This window comes from Lacinutrix venerupis (genome assembly GCF_003663945.1).
Classification (GTDB): Bacteria; Bacteroidota; Bacteroidia; order Flavobacteriales; family Flavobacteriaceae; genus Lacinutrix; species Lacinutrix venerupis.
The window spans coordinates 93677-111552 of sequence record NZ_RCCH01000007.1; the positions used below are offsets into that span (position 1 = coordinate 93677).

Here is a 17876-nt window from a genome sequence, read left to right on the forward strand (position 1 = left end):
TTTTATACCTTTACACCAATGAAAGAAAACACTCAAATATTTGGTTTAAGATCAGTAATAGAAGCTATAAACGCAAATGAAACAATAGATAAAGTATTTTTACAAAAAGGTCTTAAAGGAGAATTATTTGTTGAATTAGAAAGTTTAATAAAACAAAATGGTATAAACTCTTCTTATGTACCTGTGGAAAAGTTAAACCGTCTTACTAAAAATAATCATCAAGGCGCAGTTGCACAAATATCTCCTATCGAGTTTCATGATTTAGATACTTTAGTAGAAAAAACATTAGAAAGTGGTGCTACTCCTCTATTCCTTTTATTAGATCAATTAAGTGATGTTAGAAATTTTGGTGCTATTATAAGAACGGCAGAATGTACAGGTGTTCATGGAATAATAGTACAAAAGAAAGGTGGTGCCCCAGTTAATGGTGATACCATAAAAACTAGTGCTGGAGCTGTATTTAAAGTTCCTATATGTAAAGTAGACCATATTAAAGATGCTATGTTTCATATGCAGGCCTGTGGTATAAAAGTAATAGCAGCTACCGAAAAAACAGAAAACACAATTTTTGATGTTTCTTTTAAAGAACCTTGTGCAATAATAATGGGTAGTGAGGGACGTGGAATTAATCCTTCTGTATTAAAACTAGTAGATGCCAAAGCCAAGTTACCTTTACTTGGAGAAATAGAATCGTTAAATGTTTCTGTTGCTTGTGGTGCCTTTTTATATGAAGCTGTAAGACAACGTTTGTAATTTTAATCTTTATTTTCTTTAAAAATATAATTGATTTTTGATATTTCTGAAGAAATTTCATCTGTTTCAGCAAACCATTCGGTTTCTGGAGGCAATTCTATAAAGTTTCCATTTTCATCAAAATATTTTAAAAATTCATCATCCTCTTCATTGTAATCTGGTTGTTCCCAAACGTAACGTTTTGGTTTTGCTATTTCTTTTCTAAATATTAAAGCGAATATAAAACCAACTAATAAACCTGCACTATGTCCTTCCCAAGAAATTTTCTCATCTATTGGAAAAGCGTACATAAACATACTACCATAAATAAAAACAACCACTAAGGATAATGCAATTAACCTATAGTTTTTGGCAAAAATTCCTTTAAAAAAATTAAAGCTAAATAACACATAAATTAAACCACTAGCTCCTATATGATAGGATGGTCTTCCTATTATCCAAGTAAGTAATCCAGAAAATAATATACCGAAAACAACTACTTTAAATGCAATTGGCCTATAAAAATAGAATAACGCAGAAGACAATACAAATAATGAAATAGTATTAGAATATAAATGTTTTATTCCAGAATGAATAAATGGACTAAATATTATACCTCGTAAACCTTTTAAAGTTTGTGGATAAACACCATATTTATTAAAACGTAAACCAAAACGAATTTCTACAGCAAAAACTAACCAAATTAATAGCACAAATAGTATTGGATACAAAATGGTATCTATACTAAAAGTAAAAGGCTGTATTTGTTTTTTCATATAAAATTAAATATAGCAATTTGCAATCCAAATTTTAAAAAATGTTACAATGTCAGTCCCACTTAAATAAAACCTTTATTTATTTTTTAAAATACTAAATAGACACTAGCTTGTTTCTTTATTTATGAATTACATAACATTATTTTAAATCAAAAAAGTTTAATTTTACTATATGAATACTCCTCTTGCCGAAAGATTAAGACCAAAAACACTAGTAGATTATGTTAGTCAAGCTCATTTAGTGGGTGAAAATGGAACATTAACTAAGCAAATAAATTTAGGCATGATTGCTTCCATGATTTTTTGGGGACCGCCTGGTATTGGTAAAACAACATTAGCCAATATAATTGCAGAAACTTCAGGAAGGCCTTTTTATACTTTAAGCGCTATTAGCTCTGGAGTAAAAGATGTACGTGACGTTATTGAAAAAGCAAAACAAAGTGGTGGTTTATTTACAACAAAAAATCCTATTTTGTTTATAGATGAAATTCACAGATTTAGTAAATCTCAACAAGATTCTCTATTACAAGCAGTAGAAAAAGGTTGGGTTACATTAATTGGAGCAACTACTGAAAACCCGAGTTTTGAAGTTATTCCAGCATTATTGTCACGCTGTCAGGTTTATATTCTTAAACCTTTTGAAAAAAAAGATTTAGAAGTGCTTTTAAAGCGTGCAATAGAAACTGATGAGGAAATATCTAAAAAAAAGATAAACCTTAAAGAAACTGAAGCGCTTTTGCGTCTTTCTGGAGGTGATGCTAGAAAATTACTTAACATTTTTGAACTTATTGTAAATTCTGAAGATTCTAATGATATAACAATAACAAATGATTTAGTATTAGAAAAGGTACAAAACAATACAGTGCGATATGATAAAACTGGCGAACAGCATTATGATATTGTTTCGGCTTTTATAAAATCTATACGTGGTAGCGATCCTAATGCTGCAGTATACTATCTAGCTAGAATGGTTGAAGGTGGTGAAGATGTAAAATTTATTGCACGTCGTCTTCTTATTTTAGCTAGCGAAGATATTGGTAACGCAAACCCAACTGCTTTAGTAATAGCAAATACAACTTTTCAAGCTGTATCTACTATAGGTTATCCAGAATCTAGAATTATTTTAAGTCAATGCGCAACATATTTAGCTTGCTCTCCAAAAAGTAATGCCGCTTATATGGCCATAGGTAATGCTCAACAATTAGTTAAACAAACAGGAGATTTATCTGTACCATTAAATATCCGTAATGCACCTACAAAATTAATGAAAGAAATAGGTTATGGTGAAAATTATAAATATTCACATAATTACGAAAACAACTTTGCTTCGCAAGAATTCTTACCAAAAGAAATAGCCAACACTAAACTTTATGAGCCAGGAAATAATAGTAGAGAAAAAGCACAACGCGATTTTTTAAAAGCACGTTGGAAAGAAAAATATGGATACTAAAATTTAATATCTATAGATTTAACTTGTAAGTCTTTGCCTTTAGCTTCTGCTATTACCCACTTATTATTTAGCTTATAAATTACGGCATCTCTATTTTTAACTATATACAAATCTTCTTTCCCTGAAAAGAAAATTGTGTATACCTTATCGTTATTACTATTCACAAGATTATAGCCCATAAATCCACCATCAATAGCTTCGGCTTTAAACTTAGCATTTTCTACTAGCGGCTTTTCTATTAATTCTGGTTTTTCTGTTATAGTTTCTTTAGCTTTAGCTTCTTTTAAAACCTTTATTTCTTCTTTTAATTTTACTATTTCATCTTGTTGCTCTCCTACTTCTTCAACAGTATTATTAACTAATGCATTATCTGGGTTGTACTTATAGTTTGCCGCTTCAATACTTTTAAAAGCATTTCTTAATGCTTGGTTATGAGCTACATTATATTTTTTCTCTCTAGATTCTCCTTGCGTACTGGTAAATATAATTTGATCTTGACAGTTTTTTAATTGTACTGTTAGTTTAGTTTTAAAAATAGTAGACTCTTTTAAAACATCTGCTTTTAAAGCTAAACAGTTATTTTTCCCATAATCACTTGGAAATGTTTCACCTTCCATTAAAGCATCAAAATTGTACTTTTCAAAAAGAAATTTTGTTAACGAATTAAGCATATACTCATCCGGCTTATTTGCAAAATCATAATGTTTTGGTACAATTACATATTTATAATCGTTTAAACTAGTTTGTGCTGAAACTGAAGTTAATGCAATAAAAGCAAGTAAAATTAAAATTGTTCTTTTCATAATAATATTTATAAGTATTTTTTTAAATCTAGTAAATGTTTAATTTCTTTTATTTCTTTTTCTAAAATTACATTATGGTAATTGTAACATATAGCATCTAAACCTATGTTTAATGCTCCAAGAATATCGGCTTCATAATTATCACCAATCATTATACCATTTTCTTTTGTAATATTAGCTATTTTTAAAGCGTGATTAAACACTTTAGGATTAGGTTTTTTTACACCAACAGCTTCAGAACTTGTAACTGTGCTAAAATAGTGTGCAATATTAGATTTTTCTAATTTTGTTTGCTGTACTTCTTTAAAACCGTTAGTAATTATGTGTAACTTATACTTTGGTTTTAAGTACTCTAAAATTTCAATAGTACCTTCAAAAACATAATTGTATTCTGTTAAATAATTTATATAATCTATTGATAACTGATTAATTACACGGTCTTCAACCTTAATTTTTAAAGCATCAAAAGTTTCTTTCAACCTTCCGTATCTTAATTTACTTTTAGATACTTTCTCATCTCTATATAATTTCCAGTACTTAAGGTTTATAGGTTTATATATTTCTGAAAAACGTTCTAAATCCAAGTCGACGTTATTCTTTTTAAAAATTATGTCGAAGGTCAAAGCAGAGTTTTTATCAAAATCCCATAGTGTATGATCTAGATCAAAAAATATATCGGTTATTTTATTTTTTATTTGCGGCATCTAAAATAATATTAAAAAGCTCTTTATAATTTTTCCAAGTTTCTGAAGCACTAAATGTATAGTTATGAAAAACTGAAACAAATTCTCCATTTACATTTTTTACTGCGCTAATAATTTGATTTAGGTGCATTTTTTTATCTAATAACGATTGGTATTTTAATAACGCATAATCTAAAACGTGATAAGTATTAATACGAAGTGGTGTTTGTACTTCGTAATCTAAATCGTAAAAGAAAAAAGGTGTACACGTTCCGGCTCGAAATCCTATATGGTTTATATAACCCATAGTATAATCTTCGGTTATTTCTAATTCCACAAGATTTCTATAAGATTCTGGTAAATTTAATTTAGAATAAGATTGCCTTGATGCTTTTAAATCTTGATTAATAATAGATTCCATTCTTAGTTTTTCGGTTTTAAGAATTGAAATATTATTTAAAGCAAAAAAAGAGGCTTTCAAACCAATTTTAGAGTAGTCTCCTACTTGCTTTATTAACGATACAAATTTACTTTTTTGTACATTAATATTTTTGTCGTAAGTAGAAAAATCACCTACTAAAAAAAAGAAAATAAATTTAAATTTAACTTGCTTTTGTTTGTTTATAATATACTTAAAAGTATCAAAAGGATCATGTTTTAAACCAAATAGAACAGAGTACCGTTTGTAAACGTTTTTTAACCTTAATCGAAAAAAATCACTTAATGTACCACCAATAGTTCTCATTATTCCATTTAATTTATAACTATAAGCTTTTGGAACATCTATAATAGGTGTTACTTTAAAATCTCTTTCTTCAAATGTAAAATCTGGATATTGTTCTTGTAAAGCTTTTTTAAATTTATAAGCCCAAATATCTACAACTGGCTGTCTTAAAAATCCATTGTTAAAAGCTAAACTTTCTTCGGCAGTAAATCGTCCAAATTCATCTTTAACGTGTGGTAAATATTCTTCGTAGCGGCTTAATAAATAAAAAGAAGCGGCAAAAATATCGAAAGGTAAAGCGCTTTGCTCTCCATTAGAAAAAAAACATTTTGTGTCTTTCCAATCACTTACTTTTGTTTCTATATCGCTTAAGCCTTGTTCGAAAAGTAACTCGTTAGAACGTATAAAAAACTCTTTTCCTAAAGGCTGTCTTGTATAAGACATTTTTAAGCTATCGTGTGCAATAAACTCTTCGATTGTGGTAGTAAAACTAACTGGTATATCTAAAATTCGGGTACAAACCTGCTTAAAGATATAACGCAATCTAGGTGTAATTTTATGTGTATAAACTAATAGCATATTTAATTGCAATATTCTAGAACGGTTAGCTTTTTTAAAACAATAGTCTCAAAAGTAATAAAAGCATCTTAATTGTTACTTATATTTATAATATAGTCGTAATAACTACACTATATCTTTAAAGAATATTTTCATCGGCAAAACTAAAATATGCGTTTTCTGTTACTATTAAATGGTCTAAAACTTTAATATCTAAACTTTCTGCTGCTGTTTTTAATTTTTGGGTAAGTTGTTTATCGGCTTCACTTGGTTTTAAGTTTCCAGAAGGATGATTATGAGCCAATACAAGACCTACTGCTCCAACCTCTAAAGCTGTTTTTAAAACCAAACGCACATCTACCAAAGTGCCAGTTATACCACCTTTACTTAATTGGTTTTTTTGTATTACTTTATTAGAATTATTTAAGTAAACAATCCAAAACTCCTCATGTGGTAACTCACCAATTACTGGTTGTAAGAATTCAAAAACCGATTTACTAGACGTAATTTTTTTACGTTCTAAAGCCTCTACGCCTCTTCTACGTCTACCTAATTCTAATGCTGCGATTATAGAAATGGCTTTCGCTTCACCAATACCTTTAAATTGCGTAAGCTGTTTTATAGATAGCTTACCAAGTTCGCTTAAATTATTTTCTGTACTTGCTAAAATACGTTTGCATAATGCTACTGCACTCTCCTCTCTATTTCCAGAACCTATTAATATAGCCACCAACTCGGCATCGCTTAAACTTGCTTTACCTTTATCTCGTAGTTTTTCTCGAGGCTGGTCGTCTTGCGACCAGTTTTTTATAGAAAACGAAGCGTCTTTTTCTGTCATGTAGTAAATATAATTATTGTAAATTTAAGTCCATTAAAATTTTATAATTAATTAAAAGGTAACTAGCCTTTACAATAATAAAACTAGTATTGAAATATCCACCGAAACATCATCAAGACAACAATAGAACTCACATAGTAGAAGTGATTAAAACCTATCCTTTAGCAACTATTATTTCGGTAAAAGATAACGAGCCTTTAATTACACACTTACCTTTAATTTTTAAAGACGATAAATTAGTTGGACATATAGATATTTACAATCCGCAAACCGACTTACTAAAAGACAATAATGATATTACAGTGCTCTTTAATGGTCCGCAATGTTACATCTCACCAAGTATTTATACTACTACGCAATTACCAACATGGAATTATATAAGAGTACACATAAAAGGAAAAGTAAATGCTATTGAAAATACTAACGCTTTAAAAGAATCCTTAATTACAATGACAGAGTTTCTTGAGTCTCCAGACCATAAATATGTGTTAGAACCAGAAAACCCAAGATTAGATGCTAACCTTAAATACATAAAATTATTTGAGATAGAAATTAACAGTTGGGAAGGCAAATTTAAACTGTCTCAAGACAAACATCCAAAGGATATTAAAAATGCAAGAGCAGAATTGATTCGTGCAAACCAAGAAAGTATTAAGCAATTTTTAAATAGTGTTTTTTAATTAGTGTTATATTTTGCTTAATATGGAAAAAAGGCGAAATTCGGCTAACATTTAATCTATAATAAACCATCCAAAATAGTGTTTAAAACAAAATACATAGTAATTTTTATATTTCCAATCGTTCTGTTTAATTGTAAAACAAAATCTAAAAAACAGGAAAAATTAATTACAAATACAATAAATATTAAAACAACTGCAAAGCAATTAACATTGTTTGCAGAACATGTAATTTCTACACCTCTATATGAAAGAGATATGGCTATTTCTCCTCAAGGTAATGAACTTATTTATACCTTAGGTGATTATAAACAGAATAGAAGATGTCTTGTTTACTTATCACAAAATAGTGACGAGTGGACTGAACCACAAATATTAAACATATCAGGAAAATATCAAGATATAGAACCATTTTATAGTAACAATGGAAACCGATTATATTTTGCATCTAACAGGCCAATCTATAATGACACTTTAAGGACCGATTATAATATTTGGTATAGCGACCGTATAAACAATAAATGGTCTAATCCTGTTGCTTTAGATTCTATTATAAATACTAAAAACGATGAATTTTATCCATCTTTAAGCAATAATGGAAATTTATATTTTACAGCTACAAAAGCTTCTGGTGTGGGAAGAGAAGATATTTTTATTTCTGAATTTAAAGAAAATAAATTTCAGTCTCCTAAACCATTACCTACAGAAATAAACACAACTGCGTTTGAATTTAATGCCTATATAAACCCTGAAGAAAACATACTTATTTTTAGTTCATTTGGTAGAGCAGATGGTTTTGGAGGTGGAGATTTGTACATTAGTCGTAAAGACAGTTTGGGTAAATGGACGGCATCTAAAAACTTAGGGAAAACTATAAATTCAGATAAATTAGATTATTGTCCGTTTGTAGATTGGAACTCACGAAACTTTTATTTTACAAGTGAAAGAAAACCGATTAATGATAAAAAAATAGAAAGTGTAGAAGAATTAAAATCACTTTCTAATAGTCCATTAAATAGTTATGGAAATATTTATAAAATAGGATTTGACCAATTAGAATAACAAATACTAACACTTTAAAATACAGCGTAAAACTGATTGTTACTTACTATTATAGAGCTTGACTTTAAAAAAAGTTTTAAACAAAACAATTGTTCAAGAAATATATAATAAATTAAGCGACGGATTTGAGCAAGTTGTGAAAATGATTGAATAAAAAACTGCTTACAACAATGTATTAAAACAATTGCAGTTTAGTACTAAAACAAAGGTAGTTGCGTATTTGCTGCATCTGATTTTCCTTTCGAAATTCCTCACACACTAAACCGTTAAACTTACCTTTCAAAAACTTACCCAACCAACGCCTTTAAAGCCTCAAAATCTAATCCTCCATAATTTCCAGAACTCATTAATAATAATGCTTTCTCATTAAAATTTTGAGAAAATAAAAAGTCTTTAAACTCCTCTGGATTGGTATAAATAATTAAATCGTCGCGCTCGAAAGCACTAGCTATCTGCTCGTGTGTTACCTCTTCTAGCTTTTTAATTTCTACCGCATGCGGAGAGTAAAAAACAACAGCAACATCTGCTGCATCTAGTGCACCTTTATACTCTTTTAAAAATTCGGCATTTAAGCTACTATAAGTATGTAACTCTAAACAAGCTACTAGAGTTCTATTTTGGTATTGCTCTTTAACAGCATTAGTAGTCGCTTGAACCTTACTTGGCGAGTGTGCAAAATCTTTATAAACAACACTGGTTTTACTTTCGGCAATTTTTTCTAAACGTTTACTTGCTCCTTTAAAGGTTGAAATGGCTTCGTAAAAATCGTCTTCGTCGATGCCCATGTGTTGGCATATCCATTTTGCGCCAGCAAGGTTGTTTAAATTATGTTTTCCAAAAACTTCTATTGGCAAAGGTCCTTCTGGCGTTTCTAATAATGTTTCACCATTTTCAACTGTATATTCTGGTGTTTGGTAAGCTATTTTTCTAATTGGGTTTTCGCTAGCTTCTACTACTCTTTTAACCTCAGCGTCTTCTTCGTTATAATTTATACTTCCGCCTTGTACAATAGAGTCTACAAAAATACTAAACTGTTCTACGTAGTTTTGGTATGTAGGAAACACATTAATATGGTCCCAAGCAATACCGCTTAGTAATGCAATATTGGGTTTGTAGAGATGGAATTTTGGTCGTCTGTCTATTGGTGAGCTTAAATACTCATCGCCTTCAAGTACAATAAAATCGTTGTCTTCGGTTAGTTTTACCATAACATCGAAACCTTCTAATTGTGCACCAACCATGTAATCGACATCGCGATCGTGATAGTGCATAACATGCAAAATCATAGAGGTTATGGTTGTTTTACCATGACTTCCTCCAATTACTACTCGGGTTTTATGTTTAGATTGCTCGTATAGAAACTCTGGATAACTGTATATTTTTAAGCCTAATTCTTGTGCTTTTAATAGCTCAGGATTATCTTCTTTTGCATGCATACCTAAAACAATAGCATCTAAAGTAGGTGTTATTTTTTCTGGAAACCACCCAAAAGTTTCTGGTAATAAACCTTTACTTTTTAATCGAGATTTTGATGGTTCGAAAATAGTATCGTCACTTCCTGTTACTTGGTATCCTTTGTTATGTAATGCTAATGCAAGGTTATGCATAGCACTGCCTCCTATGGCTATAAAATGTACGTTCATAGAGTTTTTTAATGGACTGTAAAGATATGAATTGTAATACTAAATTTTAATAAAGTGCAAGGATTTCTGCGTTAGGGATTGAACGGTATGTTTGAGCTCTTTTTTGTTTTTCTCAAAAAAAGCGAGTAGTGAAAGCCCGACCTTTAGGTAACGCCCAAATTTTAAAAATTATTAAATAGAGGCTTTAAATGTTTTAAAAACTTCAATTTTTGGAAGGTCTGTAATTGCTTTATCAATCCATTTAAGTGCTTCGCTTTTATCGTTTTTATGTTTATTAATTTGTGCCAACCTGTAATAAGCCCATGCTTTTGGCACACCGTCTTTAGCAGTATAATTTTCGATATAAACTTTAAGGCAAAATTCTCCTTTTTCTAATTGTACGTTATAATCTGCACACACTTTCCCTATTTGGTAGTGCATAGCGTTACGTTTGTGTTTTACATGCGCTGCTTCAAGGTTAGAAATGGCTTCGGTAGATTTACCTTCCTTTTCGTAGAGTTTTGTTAGCTTATCGTAACAGGTAATAGAACCTCCTTCTTTTATTGCTTTTTTATAGAATTCTTCGGCTAGTTCTGGTTCATTATCATACTCATAAATATAACCTTTGGCTAAATAACCATCGACTTTAGAAAGGTTTTCAAGCTCATTCGCATATTTTAAACTTTTATTTTTACTACCACCAACAATGCCTGGTAATTGCATATACAATTCTACTAAAGCCCAACGTGTGTCTATATGTTGTGAATCTAACTCTGCTGCTTTTAAGAAAGAACTTTTTACATCTCCTATAATACCTAAAGCTCTAATTTTACTAACGCTTAAAGCTTTCATACCTAAAGCGCCTCCATATTTATAATGAAAATTTGCTTCGCTAGGTTTAGCTTCAACTAACTGCTTATAATATATTATGGCATCATCCCATTTTTTTTGATGACCGTAAGCATCTCCTAATAATTCGGTTGCTTTTAAATTGGTAGGATTCGTGTTTAAATAATTAATTAAAACGGTTTCTGCTTTAGAGAAATTTTTATCTTTAATAAATGCTTCTGCATCGGTTAAACTTGATTGTCCTATTAACAATAAGGGACTTAATATTAAAATAAATAGTATTTTTTTCATAGTTTATAAATCAAAGCTAAAATAATCATCTATTGGTATTGTTTTTGATTTTTAGAAAGAAAATAAAAGCTTTACTTTTAAAATCGCTTAGTTTACTCATTCAAACGCTTGTGTTACACATTTAGTGTTTTATAAATTTAGCTTTCCAATTATATTGCTTCAAAAATGTATAAAATGAACAAAATAGTTTCCATATTAATGATTATTCTTTTTGCTAATACGTCCTTTTCTCAAGACAACAACTATTCCAAATTATGGAATGATGTTGAAAATTTTGAAATTGAAGGCTTGCCTAAATCGGCATTAAAAGCTTTAGAAGTTATTGAAGACAAAGCGAAAGCCGAAAACAATGCGTCGCAGCTTGTTAAAATTATGTTGTTTAAAAGTAAATTCATGCTTACGCTTGAAGAAGATGCACAACTTAATATTATTGAAGCTTTTAAAGCTGAAATTAAAAAAAGCAATGCGCCAACTAAAAACGTTCTAGAGAATATTTTAGCAACATTATATTGGCAATATTTCCAGCAAAACCGTTGGAAATTTTATAACAGAACAAAAACAAATGACAAAGTCGATTCTAACGATTTTAGAACTTGGGATTTAGAGACACTTTTTGCAGAAGTACACTTGCACTATAAAAACTCGCTTAATAACGGTTTAATTTTACAACAAACCAATTTAGATAATTTTGATGCCATAATACATAAGCAAAAAGATTCTAGAATTTACAGACCTACATTATTCGATTTTTTAGCGCACAATGCACTTATTTTCTACAAACATCAAGAAACACATATTACAAAACCTGCTTATAAATTTATAATAGATAACCCACAATATCTATCTGCCTCAAGTGCGTTTGCTGCCTCAAAAATTGAGACTAAAGACACCAGCTCTTTAGAGTTTAATGCTTTAAAATTATACCAAGAACTTATAAAATTTCATTTAAAAGATAAAGAGCCTTATGCTTTAGCAACTGTTAATATAGAACGCTTAAATTTTGTAAAACAGTATGCTACATTTAATAATAAAGATGCTATTTATATAAGCGCGCTTAAAGCTGAAATTGAAAAACATAAAACACACGAGGTTTCTGCTTTATATAGTTTTCAATTAGCTTCAATTTATAACGCTCATGCTTTAGCTTATAATGCCAAAACCAATCCAGATGCACGTTGGAAAATTAAGGAGGCAATTGCTATTTGTGATGCTGCTATTTCAAAATTTCCAAAAAGTAAAGGTGCAGAACAGTGTAATGTTTTAAAACAAAACATGCAAAATCCAAGTTTACAAATACTAACAGAAACAATACTTCCCATTCAAACCGAAGCAAAACTTTTAGTCACTTATAAAGCACTGGACGTCATTAACCTTAAAGCTCACAAACTAACAGAAAAACAGTATAACACTTTTTCTAAAATTTATAGAAACGATGAAAAAAAAGAGTTTATAGCTGGACTAAACACTTATAAAACATGGGATGCTTCACTTAAAAATGAAAAAGATTACCTGGTACATTCTACAGAAATTTTAATGCCTAAGTTAGATAATGGTCGCTACCTTATAACTGCTAACACTTCAGCATTAAAAGAAAATTTCTCAGCGCATACTTTAGTACAAGTTACTAATATTGCAATGTTAGAGTACGACGATTCTACAAAAAAACACTTGCAATTTATAGATAGAAATAATGGAATTCCTATTGCAAATGCAAAAGTTAAATTAGATTATACTTATGGAAATGAAAAAGTAGAAACTATAAATAAAACTACAGATTCTAATGGAAAATTAAGTATTAGCAAATCGAAAAAAAATCGAAATAACATACAAGTAAAAATTTCGACCTCTAGTGATGTTGCCTATTACTCTAACCTATATATCAACAATTATTACAGAGATAGAAACAGAGACGAAAAACCAAGATATAACACCTTTGTATTTACAGACAGAAGTATTTACAGACCAGAACAAACGGTTTATTTTAAAGGTATTTCTATAAAAACTCATGATAATAAATCTGAAGTTGTTACCAACCAAAACATAACAGCAAAGCTATTTAATGTAAATGGTGAAACTGTAAAAGAGCTCGATTTAAAAACTAACGATTATGGTTCTGTTACTGGAGAATTTATTTTACCAGAAGGCGGATTAACTGGTAATTTTTCTATTCGCTTACAAGGTAATAACTACAATAGTGGCTACACTAATATTTTGGTTGAAGAATACAAACGACCAAAATTCGAAACCAATTTTAAACCTATTACCGAAACTATAAAAGTTAACGACAGTGTAAAAGTTACAGGCGAAGCTTTAGCTTTTGCTGGCTCAACTATTAGCAATGCAAAAGTAGTGTATCGTGTAAAACGAAATATACAATTTCCACGTTGGTATTATTGGAGAGGACCAAACAATACTGTAGATCAAGGTCAAGAAATTACACAAGGTGAAACCACGACTGATGCTTCTGGAAATTATGAGATTACTTTTAAAGCCATTCCAGATGAAAGTGTAGACAAAAAAAGCTTACCAATTTTTAATTACGAGATTACCGCTGATGTTACAGATATTAATGGCGAAACAAGAAACACAAAAACTATTGTAAATGTTGGCTACCATGCTTTAACCGCAACTATTTCAATTAATAATACTTTAGACAAAACTAATAAAGACCATAAAGTAGAAATAGATACACGTAACTTAAATGGAGAATTTGTACCTGCAAAAGGAACATTAAAAATTTATAAACTAAAAGCTCCAGAACATGTGCTACGTCCAAGACCTTGGAATGCTCCAGACTATCAAAATTTTACCGAAACCGAATTTAAAAAACATTTTCCTCACGAGGCTTATACAAACGAGCACCAAACTGAAAACTGGGAAAAAGGTGAGTTAGTTTACGAGAAAAAATTTGACACCGAAAAATCTGCAGCATTAGATTTAGGAAACATTAAAAAATGGCAATCTGGAGAATATATTGTCATTCTAGAAACCAAAGACAAATTTGGTCAAGATGTAAAAGACGAAGCTAAAACGAGAGTGTATAGCGATAAAGATGAAGTATTAGCAGACAATCAATTATTTCGTGTTACAACAGATAAAGAGCAATATGCAACTAACGAAACTGTGGAACTAACATTTGCCACAGCCGCTAATGATATTTGGGTAACTGTGGATATTGAAAAAGACCACCACATTGTTAAAACTGAAATAATAAAACTTAATAGAAACAGTAAAACCATAAAAATTCCTGTAACCTCAAAAGATCTTGGTGGTTTTGTTGTACATTATAGTTTTGCGGCTTTTAATAGTTTTCACAGCAATTCGGTTAAAATAAATGTGCCTTATCCTAAAACCGATTTAGAAATTGAAACATTAACCTTTAGAGAGAAACTTCAACCAGGAACAGACGAGACTTGGAAATTTAAAATTAAAGGACCAAAAGGAGATAAAGTAGCTGCTGAACTTTTAGCAAGTATGTACGATTCGTCTTTAGACGAGTTTAAATCTCATAACTGGAGTTTTAATCCTATTTATCGTTATAACTACTACTCTAGCTTTAGACGTCATGCTTATAAAAGTTTTGGGAATACTAATTTTAATGTGCAGCGTAATACATCGTATAAAAACTATCCTCAAACACAACAATATGACCAGTTAAATTGGTATGGTTTTAATTTGAATAATAAATGGCAATACCAACAGTATTTAAAATCACTTCAAAAAACTGTTTCTACTTACGATAAGGATTTAAAAGCAGGAACAGTAACAGGTTTAGTTTTCGATGGTGGAAATCAACCAATTGCTGGAGTTAATGTTATTGTTAATGAAAAAAGAAAAGGAACAACAACAGACAGTAATGGTGCATTCACTATTAATGCAAAAACTGGCGACAAATTAACATTAAGCTACGTTGGCAACCAGAAAACAATAACAATAGGTAAAGAAAATACTTTTAAAATCTATTTTAATGATAATTCTTTAGGTCAAGTGGTTGTTACTTTGGGATCAGAAAAAAAAGAAGCAGAACTAACATCATCAACAAAAAGGATAACTGCTGATGAATTAACACAAGCATCTAATCCATCAGTCATGGAGCAGGAAGAAGATTTTGCTTATTATAGAGGGAATATGTACTCAAAGAAAGTAACTCTTCGTGGTAATAGCTCTATTTCAGGAAATGAAAAAGCTTTAGTTGTAATTGATGGAGAAATTTCTACAAATGAAATTCTTCAGTCTTTAAACCCAAAAAATATTGTTTCAATAAATGTATTAAAAGGAGCTGAAGGTACCGCTTTGTATGGATCTAAAGCAGCAAATGGCGTTATAATTGTTACCACATCTAAAAATTCTAACGCAAATTTCGATAACGTAAAAATCCGTAAAAATCTTCAAGAAACGGCATTTTTCTTTCCGCAATTACAAACAAACGAAAAAGGCGAAGTAAGTTTTAGCTTTACAACACCAGAAGCATTAACTAAATGGAAATTACAATTATTAGCACACACTAAAACTTTAGAACACGCTACAACATCACTTACAGCAGTTACCCAAAAAGAATTAATGGTGTTACCAAACGTACCACGTTTTTTACGAGAAGGCGATCAAATTAGTATATCTACTAAAATATCTAATCTTACTAAAAAGGAATTAAATGGTGTTGCTGTGCTTCAGCTGTTCGATGCTTTAACTGGAAAATCTATAGATAACCAATTAGCGAATGCTAACAATAATAAAAGTTTTACTGTAGATGCTAAAGGTAGTACAAGCGTCACTTGGAATTTAAATGTATCAGATAATGTACAAGCTATTCAATATAAAATAATAGCAAAATCTGGTAACTATAGCGATGGTGAGCAAAATGCATTACCTGTTTTAACAAACAGAATGTTAGTAACAGAGAGTTTACCAATGTGGATTAGAAGTAACCAAACCAAAACATTCACTTTAGATAAACTTAAAAACAATACCTCAACAACACTTAAAAACCATAAGTTAACGTTGGAAATGACAAGTAATCCTGCATGGTACGCAGTGCAAGCTCTACCTTATTTAATGGAATATCCTTACGAGTGTAACGAGCAAACGTTCTCTCGTTTTTATGCCAACGCTTTAGCAAGCCATATTGCAAACTCGAATCCTAGAATTCAAGAGGTCTTTAACCAATGGAAAAATACAGATGCTTTATTAAGTAATTTAGAAAAGAATCAAGAATTGAAATCTATTTTAATTCAAGAAACACCTTGGTTACGTGATGCGCAAAGTGAAACCGAACAGAAAAAACGTATTGCGTTGTTATTCGATTTAAATAAAATGAATAACGAACTATCTAAAGCAAAAAACAAATTAAAACAAAACCAAATGTCTTCTGGTGCTTGGTCTTGGTTTGGAGATTATCGCGAAAACCGTTACATCACACAGCATATTATTACCGGTTTTGGACATCTTGATAAATTAAATGTCACGTCGAGCGCAGGCGACACGTCTCAAATGATTGATAAAGCGCTAAATTATCTTGATTCAGAATTCGTGCAAGAATATAAAGACATTAGAAAATACGATAAAGATGCCGATTTAAATATTGATAGATTAAGCTACACACAATTACATTACTTATACATGCGAAGCTTCTTTCCAAATAATAAACCTAGTGAAGAAGTTCGTGAGATTATGGAATATTACCATTCTCAAATTAAAAACTATTGGTTAAAAAGACCTTTATATGCAAAAGGTATGATGGCATTAATCACTTATAGAATGAAAGATGAAGTAACTTCTGCTAAAATTTTAAAATCTCTAAAAGAAACAAGTATTACTAGCGAAGAATTAGGCATGTATTGGAAAGCAAATACTAGTTCATGGCATTGGTATCAAGCACCTATTGAAACTCAAGCGTTAATGATTGAAGCATTCTCTGAAGCAGGAACTATTATTCAGAGCGAAGCTAAAAATCTAGAAACCATAGACGAACTTAAAATTTGGTTACTTAAAAATAAGCAAACTAACCGTTGGAAAACTACTAAAGCCACAACCGAAGCGGTTTATGCTCTATTGCTTCAAGGTAGCGATTGGTTAAGTGTTACAGATATGGTAGAGGTTGTTATTGGGGGACAAAGTATTAATCCTTCAAAATTAGAAGCTGTAAAAATAGAAGCAGGAACCGGTTATTATAAAACGTCTTGGAATGGTGAAGAAATTAAACCAGAAATGGCCGAAGTAAAAATTACTAAAAAAGGAAATGGTATTGCTTGGGGAAGTATGTACTGGCAATATTTCGAAGATTTAGACAAAATTACCTCAGCTGAAACACCTTTAAAACTGAAGAAAAAACTCTTTAAAAAAACGAATACAGATAAAGGTGAAGTAATAACAGATATTACAAAAGACACCAAACTTGAAGTTGGAGATTTAGTTCGTATTCGTATAGAATTACGTAGCGATCGTGCTATGGAATTTGTACACATGAAAGATATGCGAGCTGCAGGTTTAGAACCTGTAAATGTGTTATCTCAATACAAATACCAAGATGGTTTAGGCTATTATGAAGCTACAAAAGACGCATCAACAAATTTCTTTTTCGATTATTTGCCAAAAGGCATTTATGTTTTTGAATACGATTTACGAGTAAGTAATGCTGGAAATATGAGTAATGGTATTACAACCATACAAAGTATGTATGCTCCTGAATTTAGTAGCCATAGTGAAGGCAGTAGAATTACGGTTGAATAATTTCATAAACATTATTATTTTTATAAAAAATAGCCCAATAAAAAAACCTCGCAAATGCGAGGTTTTTTTTGTGTTAAACTAATAT

Annotated in this window: 12 protein-coding genes; 5 read left to right on the forward strand and 7 right to left on the reverse strand. The window is 30.4% G+C overall.

Annotated elements, in window-relative coordinates:
- The first annotated feature begins 18 nt into the window (after positions 1-18).
- Entirely contained in the window at positions 19-753 is a 735-nt protein-coding gene (gene rlmB / locus CLV86_RS11545; RefSeq protein ID WP_121052513.1) for a 23S rRNA (guanosine(2251)-2'-O)-methyltransferase RlmB, read from the forward strand.
- Positions 754-755: 2 nt separating this feature from the next.
- Here the strand turns inward: rlmB and CLV86_RS11550 are convergent, their stop codons facing one another.
- Complete coding sequence (locus CLV86_RS11550; RefSeq protein WP_121052515.1) at positions 756-1508, reverse strand: rhomboid family intramembrane serine protease; 753 nt, start codon at positions 1506-1508, stop codon at positions 756-758.
- Positions 1509-1680: 172 nt separating this feature from the next.
- Between CLV86_RS11550 and CLV86_RS11555 the strand changes: the two genes are divergently transcribed.
- Positions 1681-2958, forward strand: coding sequence for a replication-associated recombination protein A (locus CLV86_RS11555; RefSeq protein WP_121052517.1), 1278 nt, complete (start codon positions 1681-1683; stop codon positions 2956-2958).
- Here CLV86_RS11555 and CLV86_RS11560 read toward each other — a convergent pair.
- The 4 genes from CLV86_RS11560 to radC form a co-directional block, all read right to left on the reverse strand.
- Positions 2955-3761 carry a hypothetical protein gene (locus tag CLV86_RS11560; RefSeq protein WP_121052519.1) on the reverse strand — a complete coding sequence of 269 codons (807 nt, stop codon included), beginning with the start codon at positions 3759-3761 and terminating at the stop codon, positions 2955-2957. The genes CLV86_RS11555 and CLV86_RS11560 overlap by 4 nt on opposite strands.
- An 8-nt stretch (positions 3762-3769) precedes the next feature.
- Positions 3770-4465 (reverse strand): YjjG family noncanonical pyrimidine nucleotidase, encoded by a 696-nt coding sequence (locus CLV86_RS11565; RefSeq protein ID WP_076732107.1) that lies wholly within the window; start codon positions 4463-4465, stop codon positions 3770-3772.
- Positions 4446-5747, reverse strand: a complete 1302-nt coding sequence (locus tag CLV86_RS11570; protein ID WP_121052521.1) for a polysaccharide deacetylase family protein — start codon at positions 5745-5747, stop codon at positions 4446-4448. The genes CLV86_RS11565 and CLV86_RS11570 overlap by 20 nt, the downstream gene beginning before the upstream one ends.
- A 118-nt stretch (positions 5748-5865) precedes the next feature.
- Positions 5866-6564, reverse strand: coding sequence for a RadC family protein (gene radC / locus CLV86_RS11575; protein ID WP_076732105.1), 699 nt, complete (start codon positions 6562-6564; stop codon positions 5866-5868).
- An 89-nt stretch (positions 6565-6653) separates the two neighbouring features.
- Between radC and CLV86_RS11580 the strand changes: the two genes are divergently transcribed.
- Positions 6654-7244 (forward strand): FMN-binding negative transcriptional regulator, encoded by a 591-nt coding sequence (locus CLV86_RS11580; protein ID WP_121052523.1) that lies wholly within the window; start codon positions 6654-6656, stop codon positions 7242-7244.
- Between the two features lie 78 nt (positions 7245-7322).
- Positions 7323-8303: a TolB-like translocation protein gene (locus CLV86_RS11585; protein ID WP_121052525.1), complete on the forward strand. Its 981-nt coding sequence runs from the start codon at positions 7323-7325 to the stop codon at positions 8301-8303.
- A 287-nt stretch (positions 8304-8590) separates the two neighbouring features.
- Here CLV86_RS11585 and CLV86_RS11590 read toward each other — a convergent pair whose 3' ends face one another.
- Entirely contained in the window at positions 8591-9946 is a 1356-nt protein-coding gene (locus CLV86_RS11590; RefSeq protein ID WP_121052527.1) for a UDP-N-acetylmuramate--L-alanine ligase, read from the reverse strand.
- Between the two features lie 171 nt (positions 9947-10117).
- The gene (locus CLV86_RS11595; RefSeq protein WP_076732101.1) at positions 10118-11065 is read right to left on the reverse strand and encodes a tetratricopeptide repeat protein; all 948 of its coding nucleotides are present in this window, start codon (positions 11063-11065) and stop codon (positions 10118-10120) included.
- 174 nt (positions 11066-11239) lie between these two features.
- On the opposite strand from CLV86_RS11595, the gene CLV86_RS11600 reads away from it, so the two are divergent.
- Positions 11240-17791 (forward strand): alpha-2-macroglobulin family protein, encoded by a 6552-nt coding sequence (locus CLV86_RS11600; protein WP_121052529.1) that lies wholly within the window; start codon positions 11240-11242, stop codon positions 17789-17791.
- Positions 17792-17876 lie beyond the last annotated feature (85 nt).